The sequence below is a fragment of the Mesorhizobium sp. M1B.F.Ca.ET.045.04.1.1 genome (assembly GCF_003952465.1).
Classification (GTDB): Bacteria; Pseudomonadota; Alphaproteobacteria; order Rhizobiales; family Rhizobiaceae; genus Mesorhizobium; species Mesorhizobium shonense.
Genome location: NZ_CP034448.1, coordinates 675150 through 694278, shown reverse-complemented (window position 1 = coordinate 694278; position 19129 = coordinate 675150). Strand labels below are relative to the sequence as shown.

The 19129-nt window shown below is 62.8% G+C and carries 20 protein-coding genes; 7 read left to right on the top strand and 13 right to left on the bottom strand.

The features are described 5' to 3' along the window. Positions 1–107 precede the first annotated feature (107 nt). Both EJ071_RS03265 and EJ071_RS03260 read right to left on the bottom strand, forming a co-directional pair. On the bottom strand, positions 108–830 hold the full coding sequence (locus EJ071_RS03265; protein WP_126096798.1) for an anti-sigma factor: 723 nt from the start codon (positions 828–830) through the stop codon (positions 108–110). Continuing rightward, positions 827–1366: a sigma-70 family RNA polymerase sigma factor gene (locus EJ071_RS03260; RefSeq protein WP_126096797.1), complete on the bottom strand. Its 540-nt coding sequence runs from the start codon at positions 1364–1366 to the stop codon at positions 827–829. Before EJ071_RS03260 ends, EJ071_RS03265 begins: the two co-directional genes overlap by 4 nt. 144 nt (positions 1367–1510) lie before the next feature. Between EJ071_RS03260 and EJ071_RS03255 the strand changes: the two genes are divergently transcribed. Together EJ071_RS03255 and argB are read left to right on the top strand one after the other, a co-directional pair. Then, entirely contained in the window at positions 1511–3007 is a 1497-nt protein-coding gene (locus EJ071_RS03255) for an amidase (RefSeq protein ID WP_126096796.1), read from the top strand. 100 nt (positions 3008–3107) lie between these two features. After that, entirely contained in the window at positions 3108–4001 is an 894-nt protein-coding gene (argB, locus tag EJ071_RS03250; protein WP_040971090.1) for an acetylglutamate kinase, read from the top strand. Positions 4002–4029: 28 nt separating this feature from the next. Here argB and EJ071_RS03245 read toward each other — a convergent pair whose 3' ends face one another. Beyond that, positions 4030–4446, bottom strand: a complete 417-nt coding sequence (locus EJ071_RS03245) for a RidA family protein (RefSeq protein WP_126096795.1) — start codon at positions 4444–4446, stop codon at positions 4030–4032. 407 nt (positions 4447–4853) lie between these two features. Here EJ071_RS03245 and EJ071_RS03240 point away from each other — a divergent pair, with 407 nt between their 5' ends. Next, complete coding sequence (locus EJ071_RS03240) at positions 4854–5894, top strand: class I SAM-dependent methyltransferase (protein WP_126096794.1); 1041 nt, start codon at positions 4854–4856, stop codon at positions 5892–5894. 247 nt (positions 5895–6141) lie between these two features. Here the strand turns inward: EJ071_RS03240 and EJ071_RS03235 are convergent, their stop codons facing one another. Together EJ071_RS03235 and EJ071_RS03230 are read right to left on the bottom strand one after the other, a co-directional pair. Then, positions 6142–8121 (bottom strand): GGDEF and EAL domain-containing protein, encoded by a 1980-nt coding sequence (locus tag EJ071_RS03235; RefSeq protein ID WP_126096793.1) that lies wholly within the window; start codon positions 8119–8121, stop codon positions 6142–6144. Positions 8122–8518: 397 nt separating this feature from the next. Continuing rightward, positions 8519–8995 carry an Lrp/AsnC family transcriptional regulator gene (locus EJ071_RS03230; RefSeq protein ID WP_126096792.1) on the bottom strand — a complete coding sequence of 159 codons (477 nt, stop codon included), beginning with the start codon at positions 8993–8995 and terminating at the stop codon, positions 8519–8521. Positions 8996–9133: 138 nt separating this feature from the next. On the opposite strand from EJ071_RS03230, the gene phhA reads away from it, so the two are divergent. Beyond that, positions 9134–9967, top strand: a complete 834-nt coding sequence (phhA, locus tag EJ071_RS03225; protein WP_126096791.1) for a phenylalanine 4-monooxygenase — start codon at positions 9134–9136, stop codon at positions 9965–9967. A gap of 167 nt (positions 9968–10134) precedes the next feature. Here the strand turns inward: phhA and EJ071_RS03220 are convergent, their stop codons facing one another. From EJ071_RS03220 to EJ071_RS03205, 4 genes are all read right to left on the bottom strand, one after another. Then, complete coding sequence (locus EJ071_RS03220; RefSeq protein ID WP_126096790.1) at positions 10135–10617, bottom strand: MarR family transcriptional regulator; 483 nt, start codon at positions 10615–10617, stop codon at positions 10135–10137. A gap of 508 nt (positions 10618–11125) precedes the next feature. Beyond that, positions 11126–12565, bottom strand: a complete 1440-nt coding sequence (locus EJ071_RS03210) for a GMC family oxidoreductase (RefSeq protein ID WP_126096789.1) — start codon at positions 12563–12565, stop codon at positions 11126–11128. Further along, positions 12562–12732 carry a hypothetical protein gene (locus tag EJ071_RS38325; RefSeq protein WP_189521407.1) on the bottom strand — a complete coding sequence of 57 codons (171 nt, stop codon included), beginning with the start codon at positions 12730–12732 and terminating at the stop codon, positions 12562–12564. The genes EJ071_RS03210 and EJ071_RS38325 overlap by 4 nt, the downstream gene beginning before the upstream one ends. 169 nt (positions 12733–12901) lie before the next feature. Then, entirely contained in the window at positions 12902–13663 is a 762-nt protein-coding gene (locus tag EJ071_RS03205; RefSeq protein WP_126096788.1) for a GGDEF domain-containing protein, read from the bottom strand. Between the two features lie 150 nt (positions 13664–13813). On the opposite strand from EJ071_RS03205, the gene EJ071_RS03200 reads away from it, so the two are divergent. Then, a complete protein-coding gene (locus EJ071_RS03200; RefSeq protein WP_126096787.1) occupies positions 13814–14521 on the top strand; it encodes a pyrimidine 5'-nucleotidase in 708 nt (235 codons plus the stop codon). A gap of 230 nt (positions 14522–14751) precedes the next feature. Here EJ071_RS03200 and EJ071_RS03195 read toward each other — a convergent pair whose 3' ends face one another. The 3 genes from EJ071_RS03195 to EJ071_RS38320 form a co-directional block, all read right to left on the bottom strand. Then, positions 14752–15249, bottom strand: coding sequence for a hypothetical protein (locus tag EJ071_RS03195; RefSeq protein WP_126096786.1), 498 nt, complete (start codon positions 15247–15249; stop codon positions 14752–14754). Next, positions 15249–15701, bottom strand: a complete 453-nt coding sequence (locus EJ071_RS03190; RefSeq protein ID WP_126096785.1) for a hypothetical protein — start codon at positions 15699–15701, stop codon at positions 15249–15251. The genes EJ071_RS03195 and EJ071_RS03190 overlap by 1 nt, the downstream gene beginning before the upstream one ends. A 165-nt stretch (positions 15702–15866) precedes the next feature. Further along, positions 15867–16283: a hypothetical protein gene (locus EJ071_RS38320; protein WP_189521406.1), complete on the bottom strand. Its 417-nt coding sequence runs from the start codon at positions 16281–16283 to the stop codon at positions 15867–15869. Positions 16284–16556: 273 nt separating this feature from the next. On the opposite strand from EJ071_RS38320, the gene EJ071_RS03180 reads away from it, so the two are divergent. Together EJ071_RS03180 and EJ071_RS03175 are read left to right on the top strand one after the other, a co-directional pair. Further along, positions 16557–17255, top strand: a complete 699-nt coding sequence (locus EJ071_RS03180) for a sensor histidine kinase (protein WP_126096784.1) — start codon at positions 16557–16559, stop codon at positions 17253–17255. 258 nt (positions 17256–17513) lie between these two features. Further along, complete coding sequence (locus EJ071_RS03175) at positions 17514–18155, top strand: response regulator transcription factor (protein WP_245460159.1); 642 nt, start codon at positions 17514–17516, stop codon at positions 18153–18155. A gap of 14 nt (positions 18156–18169) precedes the next feature. On the opposite strand, the gene EJ071_RS03170 is transcribed toward EJ071_RS03175, so the two are convergent. Next, positions 18170–19009 carry an LOG family protein gene (locus EJ071_RS03170; protein WP_126096783.1) on the bottom strand — a complete coding sequence of 280 codons (840 nt, stop codon included), beginning with the start codon at positions 19007–19009 and terminating at the stop codon, positions 18170–18172. Positions 19010–19129: the final 120 nt, after the last annotated feature.

Here is a 19129-nt window from a genome sequence, read left to right as displayed (position 1 = left end):
ATTTTTTCTTCTCCGATCTGAGTTCGAACGCGCTGCACATAAGCGCATATAAATCGCTCATGCCGGCACATGACCGGCAGATAGACTGCGGATAACCTTTGAAATTATCAGATGCCTTTCAGGTCACCTGCGGCGACGACGGGACCCGTCGGCTGGCCGGTCGGCGAACCGCCTGTCGGCTCGAGGCTGACGGCGAGCACAGCGCCCTGCGCCAGCTTCTGCTGGACGGCCGGCGTGACCGCCATGCGCGCGGTCTGACCGGCCGGGATGACGCCCATCGAGACCGGCACGTTCTTGCCCTCGATCATCCACAGCTCGAAGTCCTTGCCGGAGCCGCGCTCACCGGAAACGAGCGAGAGGCCGACCTCGTGACGGGCGGCATCATAGACGGCGAGGTATTTGACGTTGCTGTTGTCGGCGGCGAGCGATGCAACCAGCCTGGTCTCGGGGGGCGGCAATGACGGATTGACGAAAGGCAGGGCGACAAAGACGGCCAAGGCGGCAAGCGCGGCGGCGGCAAGCCCGCGCCAGAAGGCGAGGCTCGACCAGACGGCGGCGCTGGGAGCGGCGGATGTGGCGGCCGAAGAGGCAAAGAGCCGCCGGTCGATCGCCGCCTTGACCGATGCCGGAGGCTCGACCGCCGCATAGGCGGCTGCCATCGGCGCGAAGTGGACCTCCCAGGCATCGACCAGGCGGGCGAACGCCGTCTCGGTGTCGATGCGGCGGGAAACGATCTGGCGTTCGTCGGCCGTCAGAACGCCGAGAATGTATTCGGCGGCGAGCAGGTCGTCGCCTCCGCGTTCCGGTCCGTTGTTTTCCGCCAGCGTCATCTTTCCAGGCATTCTCTAAGTTTGAGCAGGCTTCGCCGCAGCCAAGTCCGCATCGTGTTCAGCGGAACCTTGTGGCGCTCCGCCAGCTCGGCATAGCTTTCGCCGTTGAGATAGGCGCCCCGGACCGCCGCGGCCCGGTCTTTCTCCAATTCGTCGAGACAATGGTGGATGCGTTCGGTCTCGCCGCCCGCGACAGCCATGGCCTCAGGTCCCGGCGTCGGATCGGCGACGTCGAGGGCTGCGTCGATGTTGGCGGAAGGACTGCGCCGCGCCCGGATGCGATCGATCGCATGGTTGCGCGCAATCGCCACCAGCCAGGAAATCGGGCTCAGATCGGAAACCGCGAAGCGGTCCGCCTTCGTCCAGATCTTGACGAAGATCTCCTGAAGCGCTTCTTCCGCGTCGCCCCTGTCCCTCAAGACACGAAGACAGACGCCGAAAAGTTTCCCGCTGGTCTGCTTGTAGAGCAGATCGAACGCAGCCCGGTCCTTCATCGAAGTCCGGACGATCAGCTTGCTGATGTCCTGAGGCCCCATGCAGGCAAATTAGAAGATTGCGATTTATTTGCAACGGGGCGCCGGGCGCGTGGTCCGGCAAAGATTGTCGTGCCGCTAGTCTGTCGAATCCTGATTCCGATTTGCAGCTTCATGCGATAGCCTTGCGCAAAAGAGGGGGCGGCGATGTCGATTGAACGCGTGCTTTGGGAACAGGATGCGACAGGACTTGCCGAGCTCGTGCACAAGAAAGACGTCTCGCCGCAGGAGCTCGTCGACGCCGCGATCGCGCGCGCCGAGGCGACAAGGCCCGACATCAACGCCATAGCCACGCCGCTCTACGATGCCGCCAGGGCGCGGGCGAAAGCGATCGACCGCAAGCTGCCGCTCGCCGGCGTGCCTTTCGCACTGAAGGATCTCGGCATCGGCATCAAGGGCGTGCCGATCCATGGCGGCAGCCGCATTCCGGCCTTCACCGCGGATTTCAACTCGGTGATGGTCGAGCGCTATCTGGCCGCCGGCCTGATCCCGATCGCCACCAGCACCTCGCCCGAGCATGGGCTCAGGCTAATGACGGAATCGGCGCGCTTCGGCATCACCCGCAATCCCTGGAATACCGGCCACACGACCGGCGGCTCGTCGGGCGGTTCAGCCGCGCTCGTGGCCGCGGGCGTGGTGCCGGCCGCGCATGCTTCCGACGGCGGCGGCTCGATCCGCGTGCCTTCGGCCTGCAGCGGCCTCGTCGGCTTGAAGACCTCGCGCGGCCGGGTGCCGCTGACGCCGCTGGTGAGCGAGAGCTGGTACGGCATGGTCGTCGATCACGCCGTCAGCCGCTCGGTGCGCGACACAGCGCTCCTGCTCGACCTGACCCATGGCGCCGACGCGCTGTCGCCCTACGCGGCGCCGGCACCGAAGGGCTCCTTTGCGGCCGCCGCGGCGCGCGATCCCGGCAAGCTCGGCCTCGCCGTCTACCGCAAGTCGCCGCTCGGCCTGCCGATCTCGGCCGAGACGCTTGAAGCTTTGGACACGGCGGTGGCGCTGGCGCGCGAGGGCGGGCACACGGTGGAAGAGATCGACCTGCCCTATATCGGCCGCGAGTTCATGGCCGATTTCTGCAGGAGCGTCGCCTCCGCGGTTGCTGGCATGATGCGGGCCGAGGCGCTGCGTGTCGGCCGTCCCGTCGCCGGCGAGGTCGAGCGCGCGACGCGCGTGCTCGGCCGCCTCGGCGAAATGCTTTCCGCCGGCGAAGTCTATGACGCGGTGCAGCGGCTCAACGCCACCGCGCGACGGATGATCGAGGAGACCGGGCGCTTCGACGCCGTGCTGATGCCGATCATCGCCCATCCGCCGCTCGCCTGCGGCGCGATGGACGCGAAGGGCGCCGACGAGCTCATCGAAAACGCGCTCGACAAGCTGCACCTTACCGGGCTGCTCAGGATCAAGTCGCTGTTCGGCCAGCTGATGGACAAGAGCCTGTGGTTCACCCATTGGCCGGCGATCCACAATGTCAGCGGCCAGCCTTCGATCGCGCTGCCTGTGCATGTCACGGCGGGCGGCCTGCCGCTCGGCATCCAGGCCGCGGGGCGGCCCGGCGACGAAGAGACGCTGCTGTCGCTCGCCGCGCAGATGGAGAAGCTCTCCGGATGGCTCCAGCGCCGCGCGCCGCTCAAGGTGCCGGGCTAGCGCCCACGCATGATTTCATCATTGTGACCGCAAAGCCGTTTGCGGCCTGGGGCAATTCCCGCTAAGACGCCGCCATTCACGCCAAGCCGGGATCATATCGATGACGGATATCGCCGCCACCGCCGAAATGCAGGCCGCGCTGCTTTCCAGGGCGCTGCCCTACATGCAGCGCTACGAGAATAAGACCGTGGTGGTGAAGTATGGCGGCCATGCCATGGGCGACAACGAGCTCGGCAAGGCTTTTGCCCGCGACATCGCGCTCCTGAAACAGTCCGGCGTCAATCCGATCGTCGTGCATGGCGGCGGGCCGCAGATCGGCGCGATGCTGAACAAGATGGGCATCGAATCCAAGTTCGAGGGCGGCCTGCGCGTCACCGACCAGAAGACGGTCGAGATCGTCGAGATGGTGCTGGCCGGCTCGATCAACAAGGAGATCGTGGCGCTGATCAACGCCGAGGGCGAATGGGCGATCGGGCTCTGCGGCAAGGACGGCAACATGGTGTTCGCCGAAAAGGCGCGCAAGACGATGATCGACCCGGACTCCAACATCGAGCGGGTGCTGGATCTCGGCTTCGTCGGCGAGCCGGTCGAGGTCGACCGCACGCTGCTCGACCTGCTTGCGCGCTCGGAGATGATCCCGGTGCTGGCGCCGGTGGCGCCCGGCCGCGACGGCCACACCTACAACATCAATGCCGACACGTTTGCCGGCGCCATAGCCGGCGCCTGCCGCGCCTCGCGCCTGCTCTTCCTCACCGACGTGCCCGGCGTGCTCGACAAGAACAAGAAGCTGATCGACGAATTGACCGTCGCCGAGGCCAAGGCGCTGATCAAGGACGGCACGGTGTCGGGCGGCATGATCCCGAAGGTCGAGACCTGCATCGAGGCGATCGAGCGCGGCGTCGAGGGCGTCGTCATCCTCAACGGCAAGACGCCGCATTCGGTGCTGCTCGAGCTCTTCACCGAGCACGGCGCCGGCACGCTGATCGTGCCTTGATATTTTCTGCCGGAAGCCGCGCCATCCGCTAATCCGGCAAGGCTGCGACCGCCACGATCTCGATAACCAAGTCGGGATGCGCGAGTGCGGCAACGCCGATTACTTCCGATGGCGGCGGATTGTTGTAGCTGTAGTGCTTCGGACAGTGTTCGGCGAAGAATTCATCCATCACGTCCAGTCGAAAATTGGGCGAGCTTAGAGCTCCGCCGTCCGGAAACGGTCCGTTGACGTACTGGGTGATCTTGATGAGGTGATCGAGCGAACTGCCGAGTTCCTCCAGATCCGATTTGATGTTCATCAGGATCGAGCGCCATTGTGCCGCGGCATCGCCGACGGCGCCGCCCTTGCCGGTCGACGGATCATAATTTCCGGCTGTGCCGGTATTGCCGGCAAGAAAGACATAGCCCCTGGCGCCTTTGACCACAGTGCCTTTTCCCCACGGCATCTGGCGGTCGCCTTTGATCTTTCTGTGTGTAACAAGGTGTAACAAGCTCCATCTTGCTTCTCCTGCCACACCGCCAACTCCAAGGAGCTAGCGCAGCGCTTGTCGACGGCCAGCGCCGTTCCAGCATGGCAGCCCTTCATGGCGCTCGAATGCGCGGCAGGCGTGGCTAACCGGCAGAGGCACAAGACCTGCGCGCCGTGCGCCTGCCGCCCATCGGTTCCTCTTCGGCCTTTCGCAGCATGCTCCCACAATTCAGCACGCGCTGGTTCACGCGGCGGCCGCAGGCTTTCCGCGGTCAAACCTTGGAGAATCATTATTTTAAGCTTTGCTAATGCAGCCTGTCCTAAACTTTTATTAAAACTCTAAGCATCTATAATCGCCGGTGGGGGACCACAAGGAATGCCCATATGGCGTTGAATCCTGATTTGAAAATTGATGAAGCAAGCCTCATCACATCGACGTTGATCAAAAAGCACAAGGCGGCGTCCGCGGAGACGGTCGACGCCGTCGAGCTCAAGGCGCGGGCGGCCCAGCTCTCGCTTGTGCTGGACCTCGCCCACCAGGCTTTCGCGCGCCAGGAGCCCGCGGGGCAAATCGTCGAAAGACTGGCCGGTCGATTGCACGAATTGCGCCACGATGCCGCCCCGGCCGTCTGGCAGGAGCTGATCCCGCTGGCTCAGCAGCATCGCGTGGCGGCATACCTGAAACAGGATCCGTTCACGCGCTGGTCCTTCGAAAAGCCGCGCGGCTATTCGGGCGACGCGACGCTGCTGGACATCTACTACAAGCATCCGAGCGCCGACGAGATCGTGGCATCATCGAGCGAACTCGGCCGCGCGATCTTTGCCTATACGAGCGAGGCGGCAAGTTCGGTGGCGGGGCGCGAGCGCCGCGAGATACTGGCCAGGACGGTCGACGAAACGGCTGCGCGAGTGGAGAATGCCGAGGTGCTGGCAATCGCCTGCGGCCATTTGCGGGAAGCCGAGCTCTCAAAGGCGCTCGCCGAAAAAAGATTGAAGCGCTGGGTGGGTCTCGACCAGGACCCGGTGAGCGTCGGCACCGTCAACCGCGACCTCGCCGGCACCGCAGTGGAAGCCATAGACGGCTCCGTGCGCGGCCTCTTGCGGCGCGCCTACCCGCTTGGCACGTTCGATCTCGTCTATGCATCCGGCTTGTACGACTACCTGCCGCTCCCTGTCGGCGCACGCCTGCTGCAGCGAGCCATGGAACTGGTCAAGCCGGACGGCGAATTCCTCTTCGCCAACTTCAGCGACGAGATCACCACCGACGGCTACATGGAGACCTTCATGGACTGGCCGCTCATCCTGCGCTCGGCCGGCGACATGTGGGACATCATCAATGCCGCGGTCGACAAGAACCGCGTCGACGCCGAGGTCTATTACGGAACGAACAGGAACATCGTTTACGGCAAGATCCGCAAGCGCTGAGATTTCGCAGCGCCGGCATAGGCGACAGCGGAGCTGCTTTCCAGGTCGGGCCGTGAAGCGGCCCGACCTTTTTCATGGAGCCCTCCGGCTCCTGCGCATGACGCAGTTCCAGGAAAACCGTTTCACACTTTTCCTGGAATTGCTCTAATGCATGTCGCCCAGAAGTGTGCAGCGGTTCGGGGCAACGACATGCATCAAAACAAAGACTTAAAGCGCGTCGCCTGAATCCGTTTCAATGCGACGCGCTTTAAGCGACGAGTTCCCGCCTGGCCTGCTTGATCTCTTCGATCGGAACCGGGCGCCCGGTGAGGAAGCCCTGGATCGACTGAATGCCCATGTGCTGCAGCAGGTTCTGCTGCTCTTTCGTCTCGACGCCCTCGACAAGGACCGTGTGGCCAAGATTACGCAGAAGCCTGACCATGTCCTGCAACAGGCTCAGGCCGCGAACCGTCTGGCAATCGTGCAGGAAACTTCGGTCGATCTTGACGACGTCGAACTTGAAACGACGCAGCCATGCCAGACCCGCAAATCCGGTTCCGAAATCATCCAGCCAAATTTGAACGCCCAGGGCTCGAAGCTGCTCGATGCTTCTGGCGGCCTGCGCCTCCAGGGAAATGTCGCTGCCCTCGGTGACCTCGAGCGCCAGTTTATGAGGCGCCATGCCATGCCGGCCAAGAATCTCGGCGATGTGCAGCGGGAAATTCGGCGCCTTGAGCTGAACGACCGATACGTTCGCCGACACGACCGCACCCAATCCGTGCTCGACCATGTCGCCGCAGGCCCGATCGATCAGCCACAGCCCAAGTTCCTCGATCCCGCCTGTCTGCTCGGCGACGGGTATGAACACCGACGGGCTGATCACGCTGCCGTCGAAGTCGCGCAGCCGCATCAGCGACTCATGACCAAGCACCTGGCCGGATGTCGCATCGCAGATCGGTTGATAAACAACGGAGACAAGTCCCTCCGAAACGGCATGCTTGAGCAGTTCCGAGAGATTCTGGCTGGCGCGCTTCTGGTCGATGGCCTGCGCGTCATAGATCGTGAAGGTCGCGCGCCCCGAGAATTTCGACGCATAGAGCGCGCGGTCGGCCTCCTGCAGCAGGATGCGAAGCTCTATGCTTTGCTCGGCGCGCGTCAACGACGCGCCGGCGCTGATGGTGACGATGTCGAGCTTGTCATCCCGGTCGGGATGGGAGATTTTCAGATCCTCGACGGCCCGGCAGAATTGATGCGTCACCTCGCGCAGATGATCATGTCCGGCGACCTTGCACAGCACGACGAATTCCTCGCCGCCGTAGCGTCCCGCGATGGCGTGGTTGGAAGCCGCCGTTTCGTCGAAGGCACGGGCGAGCTCGATCAGGCAGTCGTCGCCGGCCTGATGTCCAAGCCGGTCGTTGAACCGCTTGAAGTAGTCGACATCCATGAGAATGACGCCTATTTCGTCATTGTCCTTGGCCCATTCCTTGCACAACTCCGCGAATTCCCGTGTGATCGCCCTGCGGTTCTTGAGCCCGGTAAGCGGATCCGTATCCGCGATCTCGATGAGCTTTTGGCCGTTCTCGATGGCGACCTGCTCCTGGATCTGCGCCTGAAGCGCATGCAGGAAGGTGTGGTAGCGCTCCATGCTGAGGCGCCATGAGAGATATAGCGACAAAACAAGGCAATTCGCGAAATAGGTTGCAAGCACCAGGCGGGTGGCAAAGTCGGCTTGAAGGACGAACAGCGTGGCGCTCGCGAAGGCGACCGTCACGGTCGCCGATGACAGCGCCGAGAGCCATAGCCGGAAATTGAAGAAAAGATTGGCGCCGAGAATGAACACCGTGCCGAAGATGATGAAATGGGACAGCGCTTCCTGATGCGTCGTGCCGAGCGCCGACAGCAGCCACCCGATTGCGCCCGCCACGATCGCCAGGGCGGCAACATAGTGCAGAGTGGTGACGGCAAAACCGCGTCGAGCGACGAGTTCGACAAGCACCAGGAAGGTCAGTCCCAACGTCAGGCGCGTCAGGATCAGACGGTCCGCAAGGTCCGGGAAAAGAAACCAGTCGAAGGCGCCGTAGCATATGTAGCTCAACACGGCCGCCGCTATGCCCCAACGGACGACCTTGCGGTTCTGGTCCGCATTCTTCTGCAGAAGCATCGCGAAAAGCGTCGGATCGGCCGATTTCCACGACGGGCGTGAAATCGCTTCGGTGACCCTCTGAGCCACATCCTCCGTCAATTGCATGCAACGCTCCTTGGCGATCATCCTCCGCATCAACGGCTCGAGCAAACGAAGTCCGTCAAGTCCTCACGGAAGGACGAAGGCAAGCCTGATCCATTATAAGACACTAATGTTGCTAACCGGCGGTAAACGGATTGCGCGACCGCCTCGGCACCGCGACCGGTCAAGGAATCCATGCAACAGTCTGGAGTTGCCGGGACAATGCAGGATTTTTATTTCCTCCGGCGCGCGAGAGAAGACACGCGTAACGTTAATGTTATCGGAAATCTCCAGGCATGTCGTTTCTTAATATTGAGCAGTCTTATTTTCATTTGACGCTGGACAGTTCCCGCGGATTCAACTTTTGATCCTGTGTCTTGTCGGGTTCCTTTCCGAAGGGGAACCCGGTTGCAGACATAATCTAACGCCGCAGATGGGTGAGCGGCACATGACCAGGCCCCTTGATATTCTGCAGCACGAGCTGGGTGTGGACGTCACGCACACCGGGCAGCCGCATAAGCCGGTGCATGACGAAGCCGTTGAGATCGTCCACCGACGGCACCATCACATGCAGCAGAAAATCGTGGTCGCCTGTCATCGTCCAGCAGGACGAGACCTCGTCCATGCGCTGCACGGCGGCGATGAAACTTTCCGGCGAGCCGTCGCTGTGGCTCACCAGGCGGACCTGGATGAATACCTCGACCATCAGGCCGAGCGCCCGGCGACTGAGCATGGCGGCAAAGCCCTTGATGATGCCGGCGCCCTGCAGCGCCTCGAAGCGGCGAGCGCAGGGCGTGGTCGACAGGCCGATCTCCTGCGCCAGCTCCGACACGGGCATTCGTCCATCGCGCTGCAAGACGTCGAGCATTTTTATCTCGAACTCATCCAATTGAGGCATTTCCACTCCTCGATCTGCGGTTTCGAGCGAAGCTTACCTCAAAACTGGTCATTTGGCTACAAACAAGGCTGATTTGCCTCGCCAGCCGCGGCTACCATGTATTCATGATCCGCGGATCACGATCTTGAGGAGGAAAAAATGACGATCAGCGTTGCCGACTATGCCCGCGAATGCGCCGCGCAGGGCCTTCGCGGCGATTATTCGGTTTGCCGCGCCGATTTCACGGTGGCTCAAGGGTACGACTATTCGGCCGAAGAGCAGGCGGTGTGGCGCACGCTCTGCGACCGCCAGACGAAGCTGACACAGAGGCTCGCGCACCGTTCCTATCTCGACGGCGTCGCAACGCTCGGCCTGCTCGACAAAATTCCGGATTTCGACGCCATCAGCGAAAAACTGCGCAAGCTGACCGGCTGGGAGATCGTGGCGGTGCCCGGCCTGATCCCCGCCGGCCCCTTCTTCGATCATCTGGCCAACCGGCGCTTCCCGGTCACCAACTGGCTGCGGACGAGGCAGGAGCTCGACTATATCGTCGAGCCGGACATGTTCCACGACTTCTTCGGCCACGTGCCGATCCTGACGCAGCCGGTATTTGCCGACTTCATGCAGATGTACGGCGAGAAGGCCGAGGACATGATCGCGCTCGGCGGCGACGAGATGATCACCCGGCTCTACTGGTACAGCGCCGAATACGGCCTCATCCAGGAAGCCGGCCAGCCGCTGAAGGCCTTCGGCGCCGGGCTGATGTCGTCCTTCACCGAGCTGCAGTTCGCGGTCGAAAGCAAGGATGCGCACCATGTGCCGTTCGACCTCGAGACGGTGATGCGCACCGGCTACGAGATCGACAAGTTCCAGCGCGCCTATTTCGTGCTGCCGTCCTTCGACGCGTTGCGCGATGCATTCGCCGGCGACGACCTTGCCGGCATCATCGCGCGGTTCAAGGGCCAGCCGGCGCTCGATCCGGCCACGGTTTAGAGCAATTCCAGGAAAAGTGTGTAACGGTTTTCCGTCCGGAATTGCTTCAAAACAAAGAGATAGAGCGGTTCGCCGTTTCCGTGAAACGGTGAAACGCTCTAGCCAAAGCCGGCTTTCGCCCAGCCGGCCTCAGAGCGGTCCAGTTGCCGAGACGGCGACTGGACCGTTCAAGCCGGCTCGGCCTTCAACTTTGCAAGCTGCTTGTTCTGCAGATCGAGCGCGGCGTTGATAAAGCGCAGCACGGTCGCCAGTTCGGCGTCGCTGAAGCTCGCGACCACTTTTTCGCCTTCCCGCGCGATGGCGCCGTAGTAGCGCTCCGACAATTCCCTCGTCAGCCCTGTCGCCTCGATCACCACCTTGCGCCTGTCCTCCAGGCTGCGGGTTCGGGTGACGAGCCCGCGCGCCTCCAGCCGGTCGATCAGGGCCGTCACCGCTGCCGGCGTCAGCCCCGTTGCCGCTGCCACGGCGCCTGCCGACTGCGGCCCGCCATAGAGCAGGCCCAGGCAATGCCGCTCGGCAGCGATCAGCCCGAGCCGCGCCCCCACCGCCTCGTCATAGGCCTGCGTCGCGTCCTGCCAGCGCATGACGGCGAGGCTGACGGCCGCTGTCATTTCAGCCCGATCGGCGCTTGACGAATTTACTTCAATCATCTAACTATCAATCTGTCGAACATTCAGACTATCGTATCAAATATGCGACGCCGCCCTTTGCAAGGCAAGGGCAAAGTCGCCGACAAAGGAGTGAACGATGAGCTTGATTCAACAGCGCAACCATCTCTCGAATGAGGAGGAGTACAGATACGCCAAGCTGGCGATGTAATGGTATGGCTGGGGCTCGCCCATCGGCCTCGGCATTCTTCTGGTGGCGCTTGCCGCCGCGGCCGTGCTGGTGCGCGTCGCCGTTTACGGGCTTTGAGCAATTCCAGGAAAAGTGCGCAGCGGTTTTCCGTCCGGAATTGCGTAAGACAATACTTTGAGCAATTCCAGGAAAAGTGCGCAGCGGTTTTCCGTCCGGAATTGCGTAAGACAAATTTAGGGCGGTTCAGCGTTTAGCGAAAAGCGGAACGACTCTAGGCCCGATCGAACTCTCCCAAAAAGGCGCGCCAGGGCGGCGCCGGCTGCTATTCCAGGCGCCGGCGCTGCCTGCCTTTCGGGGAGCTCAGACTGTGATCACCTTGCTCAGGTGATCGCCCAGCCGGCAGGCGAGCGCGGTGATGGTGGTCGTCGGGTTGCACTGCCCGGACGTGCAGAACACCGAGGAGCCGCCGACATAGAGGTTGTCCATGCCGTGCACCTTGCAGTTGGCGTCGACGACGCTCTTCAAGACATCGGTGCCCATGCGGGTGCCGCCCATATGGTGGTGGCCCGCCGTTTCCTGGTTCGTCGGGTAGTCGCTGCCATTGCTGATCCAGTCGGCGATGCGCACGCGGCCGAGATTCTTCTGCGCCATGGTGGTGCCGAAGAGCCGCAAGCCCTCCAGCAAGGTGCGGCGCTCGAGCGGCGACTTCTTCCAGTGCAGCTCGATGCGCGGCACGCCGGCGTGGTCGACATCGGTCTTCGACAGCTCGATCTGGTTCGAGGCGAGCGGCGCCTGTTCCCAGGCGACGTAGAGCTGGGCGGCGCAACGCAGGCGCTGGCTGAGCTGGTCCGACATCCATTCCGCCATATTGGGCGCGGTGCAGGCGAGGTCGGCGATCAGCCGTTTGACATTCGGGTAGGGCATCTCGATCAGCCTGATGCCGAAATTCAGGATCTGCAGCCGCTCCATCGCGGCAGGCGTCGGCGAGAAGAAGGCTTCGTTCGAGGCGTCGACCTCGAACTCGCCGTAGCTGGCGAGGATGGCATTGCCGCCCTCGAAAGTCGGGTGCTCCATCCAATAGCGGCCGAGTGCTGCGGCGTTCGGCACGACACCGCCATTCGAGCGCCGGTTCGACCAGAGCAGCAGCTTGGAGTTCTCCAACCCGCCGGTGCAGGTGATGAAGTAATCCGCCGTGAAGGTGCCGGCGTCCTGGCCGTTCGACCACAATTTGGCGCCGGTCACGCGCTTGCCGTCGCCGGCGAGCTCCGTTGCGTAGGTGTTGAGCACGACGGCGACGTTCTTGCTCCGGTCGAGCTCGTCGGCGAATTTCTCGGCAAAGCGCACGGCGCCGCTCTTGATCAACTGCACCCAGCGGATGTCGTCCGAGATTGGGACATCGGGCCGGAAGTCGGGAAGCTCGAGAATATCGCGGACTTCGGGCAGATAAGGTTCGATATCGGCGCGGCTGATCGGCCAGCCGGTATCCGGCGCCCATGCCTTGGGCTGGAAATCCTGGCTGTCGAGCACGCGGCACCAGCCGGCCCAGTGGTTCGAAGAGCCGCCCATGAAGCGCAGCCTGGTGATGTCGAGATCGAAATAGAAATCGCCGACCGTGGCGCCGCGGTAGAAATCCTGCGACTCGTCGCTGAATTCGCGCGAGCCGGCCTCCAGAACGACCACCGGAATGCCGGCGGCGCCCAGTTTCCTGGCAATCGTGGTGCCGGCCGGGCCGGAGCCGAGGATGCAGACCTTGGGTTTGAAGCTCGCCTGCCTATAGGCCTCGTAGCTGTCGAAGATCATGCGAGATCGCTCCGCTTCAGGATCCAGCCGTTGACCTCGATGATCTCATCGCGGGCGATCTCGTCAGGGCTGGGGACGGCAACCTGGTGGCGGAACAGCGACAGCGCGGGCAGCGTGATCAGCGCCTGCAGGATCGTGCGGCGCGACATCTTGATGAAATGGGTCATGACACGTCTTTCGATGAGGCTCGATACACGCATGCCGTTCCCGGACGGCACACACGCCGCCGGAGAGGCCAATTCCGTGCCAAGTCTAGATGAAGACGCAGTTACAACCGCGCAATCGCCGCGGTTGAATTTGGAAAGGGTTAGGAATTTGCTAACGCCCACCCAAGCCTCAGGCGGCTTCCGAAATGTCGCGATCGAGAATGGAAAGGTTGCGGCCGCGATGCTTGGCCTCGTAAAGCCTGCGGTCGGCGGCGCGCATCAGCTCCGACACGGTGGCGCTCTCGCCGCAGGTGATGCCGCCGATCGAGACGGTCAATGGCACGGTCCGCTGATCGACGGGGCGGAACCGGATCAGCTCGACCTCGCGGCGGATGCGCTCGGCCACATGCCTCGCCTCCGGCTCGGTGGCGCCGACCAGGAAGGCGGCGAACTCCTCGCCGCCGATGCGGCCGAGCACGTCGCCGCTGCGCACCCCCCGCTCGATGGCGCCGGCGATCAGAAGCAGCGCATCGTCGCCGGTCAGGTGACCGTAATTGTCGTTGATGGTCTTGAAGTGATCGGCGTCGATGATCAGCAGCGCGCCGCGATCGGCCTTGCGGCGGGAGCCGTCGAGCGCGGCGAAGAAGGTCTCGCGGTTGAGCATGCCGGTCATGTCGTCGCGGCTAGCCTTCTCCGACAGGCGCCTGTGGGCGGCGGCGAGCTGCGCATGCGCGCGGGCAAGCTCGCGATGCGCGTTCTTCAGCCGGTCGCTTTGCCAGAAGGTGCCCGCGCTGGCGATCCAGGCGAGCATCAAGGGGCAAACCGTGACCGTCAGCCAGACGGTGCGGCTGACCGGAAAGCCCATTGCCGGGACCACAACCAGCGTTAACAAAAGCGAGACGGCGACCGAAGCGAACGCGACGGCTGCGGACTTCAAAATTATGCGGCTCATCGCTCACTCCCGACGGAATGCCTATGTGCCAGCAAGCGCTGAAGGCGACCTTTCCGGGACGGTTAAAATTTGAAGCGAGAGGCTATTTTCACTATGCGCGACGCGCAGAAGTTGTGGATAAAGTCCGCGTCCGCATGCCATAAGGAAGCCATGACAACGACACCCGACCCCTCGCGATTTGCCCATGTCACGGATTGGGTGTTCGACCTCGACAACACGCTCTATCCGCATCATTCGAATCTGTTCGCGCAGATCGACGTGAAGATGACCGCCTATGTCAGCGAGCTGCTGACCCTGTCGCGGGAAGAGGCGCGCAAGCTGCAGAAAGAGCTCTACCAGCAATATGGCACGACGCTGAACGGGCTGATGGCGCGCCACGGCATCGACCCCGACGACTTCCTCGAGAAGGTGCACGACATCGACTATTCCTGGCTGGTGCCCGATCCGGTGCTGGGCGCGGCGATCCGGCAGTTGCCGGGCCGTAAGTTCATTTTCACCAATGGCGACCGCAGGCATGCCGAGCGCGCCGCGCGCCAGCTCGGCGTGTTGGACCATTTCGACGACATCTTCGACATCGTCGCGGCCGGGCTTAACCCCAAGCCGGCGCGCCAGACCTATGAAAGGTTCGCCGAGCTGCATTCCGTCACCGGCCATAATGCGGTGATGTTCGAGGATCTGGCGCGCAACCTCTCGGTGCCGAAATCGCTCGGCATGACGACTGTGCTGGTTGTGCCGCGCAATTTCGAGCCGACCTTCTCGGAGATATGGGAGCGCGATCCGGCGAATGAGGACGACGTGGATTTCGTCACCGACGACCTCGCCGGCTTCCTGTCGGCGATCGTCGAAGTCCCGGCCTGAACCCAACTCCAGATTGTCGGCGTATCGCATGCCTTGGAGATTGCCCGAAACGCCGATCGCTTCGTCATCCTGAGGTCTGCGCCGCGTCGCTTCGCTCCTGCTTCGCCCTGGGGTGACGACGTTGGGTGGCTTCAGCCAATTCCAAACGTCTGCGATGGCTCGGCGAAGCGAGCCATGAAACCTTACCTGCCGACAAGCTCTGCACGTTTCAAAATCCTTGCGTCGAGGACCTAATCGAAGTTCGGGATCGTGCCGGGCGGCAGCCCCAACTGGCCGTTCAGGTTTTTCAGCAACCGGCACCATTCAGGCGTATTTTGGCGCTTTCCGTTGCCGTTGCCGTCGGACGAAAACCCATTGCCGAAGCCGCCGCCGCAATTGGCGTTGCCGTTGAAGCTGCCTGCGTTGCCATTGCCGTTGAAGCTGCCGGCATTTCCATTGCCGTTGAAACTGCCGCGATTGCCGTTGCCGTTGAAATTGCCCGAATTCCAATTGCCGTTTGACCCGTCGGCCTTGTCCAGACCGAGGCCGAGACCGGCAATCGCGACTTCGCCGCGGTCGATGGGGCCGCGGCCGATGGGAAGATCGGCTATCCTGACCACCGTCGAGGCGTCGGCAACCACGATCGCGGCAAGCAGCGTGCAAACCGCGATGCCGCTTCCGTCCAACGGCCTTGCCAGCGCCGGCTTCGCGCCGCGCCGGACGGAAGCGGATGGTCTGAGCCAGGCCATCAGCGGTTTCCCCGGCCGTTGAAATTGCCGTTGAACGCGCCGGCGTTGCCGTTGCCGTTGAACGAGCCGCCATTGTAGTTGCCGTTGAAGGCGCCGACATTGGTGTTGCCGTCATGTTCGCCGGTGTTGCCGTTGCCGTTGAAGGCCCCGATATTGCGGTTCCCGCTCGTCGCGGACGTGTTGTCGTTGCCGTTGAAGGCCCCGACATTGCCGGTCCCGCTGTTGAAGGCGCCGATATTGCCGCTGCCGGTGTTCTTGTAGCCGACATTGCCGCCCAGGTTGCCGAGTGGGTCCATGCCCCTGACGTTCGAACCGATATATTGGCCGTATTGGCCGGCGTTTTGCTGGACGCGTGACATGCTGAAGGCCTGGCTGCCCGTCGTGGTGTCGGCCTTCGCCGCGGTTGCGCTCAACAGCCCCAGGCAAAGCGCCGGGATGACACACCGTTTCATCTGCGAACTCCTTCCATGGCTTGGTTGGAAAAAGGGACTCTCTGCTTGGAAAAGGGACTCTCTGCTTGGAAAAGGACTGGGATCGCCGGCGACATGTCGCGATAGCCTGGCGTGGGGGACGGGCGCGAGGCTCGGCGATCCCAGAGGCGTCAGCGTCTTTCGACGCTAATGGTTGGCGTTACCGTTGCCATTGCCGTTGCCAATGCCCGCATTGGCGTTGCCGTTGGCGTTGCCGTTGCCGAAGCCCCAGTTGCCGTTGCCGTTCACGTTGCCGTTGCCGAGGCCGAAGTTGCCGTTACCGTTGCCGTTGCCGTTGGCGGCGCCGGCATTGAGGTTGCCGTTGTAGTTGCCGTTGAAGGCGCCCATGTTGGCATTGCCGTTGCCATTGCCGTTGCCGAAACCGAAATTGCCGTTGCCGTTGAAGTTGCCGTTGAAGGCGCCGGTATTGGCGTTGCCGTTTCCGTTGCCGTTGCCGGCCCCGACATTGCCATTGCCATTGCCATTCCCGCTGCCGATCGAAACGGCGGATGCCGTACCGGTCAGAGCCGACAGGACAGCCGCGGCCAGAATGATCTTCCTCATGACGTTCTCCTTGGTTTGCGTTGAACATCCCGGCCAGCACAAGATGACCGGAACCACGCAACAAGGATGCCTGCAGAAAAGATGCCGAGACATCCGGGCCGATCGGCATGGCTTGTCGGTTTTTCAGCTGATGTGCTTGTCAGGAAAAGTTGAAGGCATCGGGAAAAAACTGACAGGCATAAAGGCTTATGGCGGGTGTATACTGTGTGGAGGAACAGACTTTCATGCCTTTTCTGGCCGATCCGTGAACAGCTTGCGCGCCTCGGGAACGGCATGGAGAAGAGAACGCTGATGCGGGCGACCATCCAGCCAGGCGAGGACGAAACTGCGAAGGCCCAGCGCCGGAGATTGACGCGGCGGTTGATTGCCGTGCAGGAAGAACAGCGCCTGCGCCTGTCACGCGAGCTGCACGACGATCTCGGCCAGATGCTGGCAAGCGTGGCGCTGGAGCTGCACTCTATCCGCGCGGACTCCGCGGAACTCGATGCCCGCCTCGCGCGCGCGGCTCAGCTCGTCGACCAGCTGAGCACCAGGGTGCACGATGCCGCCTGGAGCCTGCGCCCCGCGGATCTCGATCGCCTGGGCCTCCGCGCCTCGGTCGAGGATCTGGCCAGCATGCTGTGCGCTCAGCTCTGCATACCCTGCGACGTCGATCTCGAAGCCCTGTCGAGGCCGCTCGAGCCCGAAGTCGCGCTGACGCTCTATCGCATCGTGCAGGAGGCCCTCACCAACATCGGCAAGCATGCTCAGCCGAGCCGGGTCAGCGTGACGGCCCACATCTGGGACAACAGGCTGCGGCTGACCGTCGAGGACAATGGCCATGGGTTCGATGCCAATATCGCGCCTGGCTCTCGCCATCTGGGACTTGCGGGCATGAAGGAGCGCCTCGCCTTGATCGGAGGCGAGTTCACGGTCGAAACCGCCAAGGGCAAGGGGACCGCCATCTACGCCGATGTGCCTTTGCCCGGTTGAGCGCTGGGGGAACAATTGGGCGCACGGCAGCGCTGCGAGCGCCTACGTGAAGCGTTCCACATCCGAAATCGTCGGCCGCGGCTTACAATCCTGGATCATGGGTCAGGCGGGGGATGGCTTACCCGTTGCGGCCGTTTTGCGGCTTTGCTGAGAAACAGACGGGCGTCCCGCGCCAGGCGGGGCAGTTGCCTAGACCATCAAGCACAAAGGGACCCGCTTTGAGTGACGGGCCCTTTGACAGACTGATGGAGGTTAAAGGTGTGCTGCAGGCGCATATTCGTGGTCGACGACCATCCGATCATCCTGTCCGGCGTCGGTGCGATGATCAACAGCCAGGACGATCTGACGATCGTCGGACTGGCGGCGAATGCCGATGAGGCCTTCGAGGGGATCGGCAAGGCCCTTCCGGACGTCGCCGTGGTGGATATCTCGCTCCCCGGCGTCAACGGGGTCACGCTCATCGAACGGCTCGTCGAACGCTTTCCCGAACTCGGTTGCATCGCGCTGACCGCGCATGAGGACCCCGGCTGCCTGCGCCAGGTGCTGGCTGCCGGAGCACGCGGTTTCGTGGTCAAACGCTCGACCGCGACGGACCTGCTGCAGGCCATCCGCTGCGTGCTGGCCGGCGACAATTATGTCGACCCGGCGCTTGCGGCGCGAATCTTAAGCCCACGCCACGGCGCGCAGGGCGATGCCGGCAATCTCAGCGAGCGCGAGCGGTCGGTGATCCAGCTGGTAGCGCTTGGCTACAGCAACAAGGAGATATCCTCGCGCCTCAACCTCAGCATAAAGACCATCGAGACCTACCGGACCAGGGCAACGGACAAGCTCGAGCTCCACTCCCGCGCGGCGATCGTGCGCTTCGCGCATTCGAATGGCTGGCTGGCCGAGTTGCAGTAACGGGCGGCCTTCCCTCAGAGACTGTAGAAGCGGCGGACGATCTCCCAGGCTTCGTCGGCGGTGTCGACGAAATCGATGATATCCTGGTCGCCGGGCGAGATCGTGCCTTGCTCGGCGAGGAAATCGAGGTCGATCGCCCTTTGCCAGAATGCCTTGCCGAACAGGATCACCGGCACGCGCTCCATGCGCCCGGTCTGGATCAAGGTCAGCGTCTCGAAGAACTCGTCCATCGTGCCGAAGCCGCCCGGAAACACGGCCACCGCCTTGGCGCGCATGACGAAATGCATCTTGCGGATCGCGAAATAGTGAAAATTGAAGCAGAGCTCGGGCGTCACATAGGCGTTCGGCGCCTGCTCGTGCGGCAGTACGATGTTGAGGCCGATCGACGGCGCGCCGACATCGTCGGCGCCGCGGTTTCCAGCCTCCATGACACCGGGTCCGCCGCCGGTGACGACGACGAATTCGCGGTAGTATGACGTGGCCGACTGCTGCGAGCACAACCGGGCGAACTTGCGCGCCTCTTCGTAGTATTTGCTGTTCAGCTCGAGGTTCTTCTTCTGCGTCTCGTTCTTCGCTGCCCAGGCCTCGCCGCCCGGCTCCGGCAGCCTTGCGCCGCCGAACAGGATGACGGTCGAGCGGATGCCGCGCTCGGCGAGGATCATCTCCGGCTTCAGCAGCTCGAGCTGCAGGCGTACCGGGCGCAGTTCGCGCCGCGTCATGAAGTCGGGATCGTTCCAGGCCAGGCGATAGGTTTCGGCTCGGGTCTGCGGCGTGTCCGGCACGCTTTTGGCCCGCTGCAGATCCTCGTCCGAATGCGGCAGCGGCGTCCATCCCGCCTTTTCCATGGGTGTCATTGAGTCCACCGTCCTAATTCCTTCACTTGCGCCGTCCCGTGACGCAGCCGCGATTGACCCTCATCCAGGCTTCACATAGGGTCCGCGCGATTTCAAAACAGGTTAAGCCGCAGCCCTTAA

Coding starts and splice junctions, on each gene's coding strand:
- EJ071_RS03235 (WP_126096793.1), bottom strand. CDS start 8,121: ATGCAATTGACGGAGGATGTGGCTCAGAGGGTCACCGAAGCGATTTCA.
- EJ071_RS38320 (WP_189521406.1), bottom strand. CDS start 16,283: ATGAGGAAGATCATTCTGGCCGCGGCTGTCCTGTCGGCTCTGACCGGT.
- EJ071_RS03200 (WP_126096787.1), top strand. CDS start 13,814: ATGACAACGACACCCGACCCCTCGCGATTTGCCCATGTCACGGATTGG.
- EJ071_RS03170 (WP_126096783.1), bottom strand. CDS start 19,009: ATGACACCCATGGAAAAGGCGGGATGGACGCCGCTGCCGCATTCGGAC.
- EJ071_RS03245 (WP_126096795.1), bottom strand. CDS start 4,446: ATGCCGTGGGGAAAAGGCACTGTGGTCAAAGGCGCCAGGGGCTATGTC.
- EJ071_RS03220 (WP_126096790.1), bottom strand. CDS start 10,617: ATGATTGAAGTAAATTCGTCAAGCGCCGATCGGGCTGAAATGACAGCG.
- EJ071_RS03210 (WP_126096789.1), bottom strand. CDS start 12,565: ATGATCTTCGACAGCTACGAGGCCTATAGGCAGGCGAGCTTCAAACCC.
- phhA (WP_126096791.1), top strand. CDS start 9,134: ATGACGATCAGCGTTGCCGACTATGCCCGCGAATGCGCCGCGCAGGGC.
- EJ071_RS03180 (WP_126096784.1), top strand. CDS start 16,557: ATGGAGAAGAGAACGCTGATGCGGGCGACCATCCAGCCAGGCGAGGAC.
- EJ071_RS03195 (WP_126096786.1), bottom strand. CDS start 15,249: ATGGCCTGGCTCAGACCATCCGCTTCCGTCCGGCGCGGCGCGAAGCCG.
- EJ071_RS03190 (WP_126096785.1), bottom strand. CDS start 15,701: ATGAAACGGTGTGTCATCCCGGCGCTTTGCCTGGGGCTGTTGAGCGCA.
- EJ071_RS03265 (WP_126096798.1), bottom strand. CDS start 830: ATGACGCTGGCGGAAAACAACGGACCGGAACGCGGAGGCGACGACCTG.
- argB (WP_040971090.1), top strand. CDS start 3,108: ATGACGGATATCGCCGCCACCGCCGAAATGCAGGCCGCGCTGCTTTCC.
- EJ071_RS03260 (WP_126096797.1), bottom strand. CDS start 1,366: ATGGGGCCTCAGGACATCAGCAAGCTGATCGTCCGGACTTCGATGAAG.
- EJ071_RS03240 (WP_126096794.1), top strand. CDS start 4,854: ATGGCGTTGAATCCTGATTTGAAAATTGATGAAGCAAGCCTCATCACA.
- EJ071_RS38325 (WP_189521407.1), bottom strand. CDS start 12,732: ATGACCCATTTCATCAAGATGTCGCGCCGCACGATCCTGCAGGCGCTG.
- EJ071_RS03255 (WP_126096796.1), top strand. CDS start 1,511: ATGTCGATTGAACGCGTGCTTTGGGAACAGGATGCGACAGGACTTGCC.
- EJ071_RS03230 (WP_126096792.1), bottom strand. CDS start 8,995: ATGCCTCAATTGGATGAGTTCGAGATAAAAATGCTCGACGTCTTGCAG.
- EJ071_RS03205 (WP_126096788.1), bottom strand. CDS start 13,663: ATGAGCCGCATAATTTTGAAGTCCGCAGCCGTCGCGTTCGCTTCGGTC.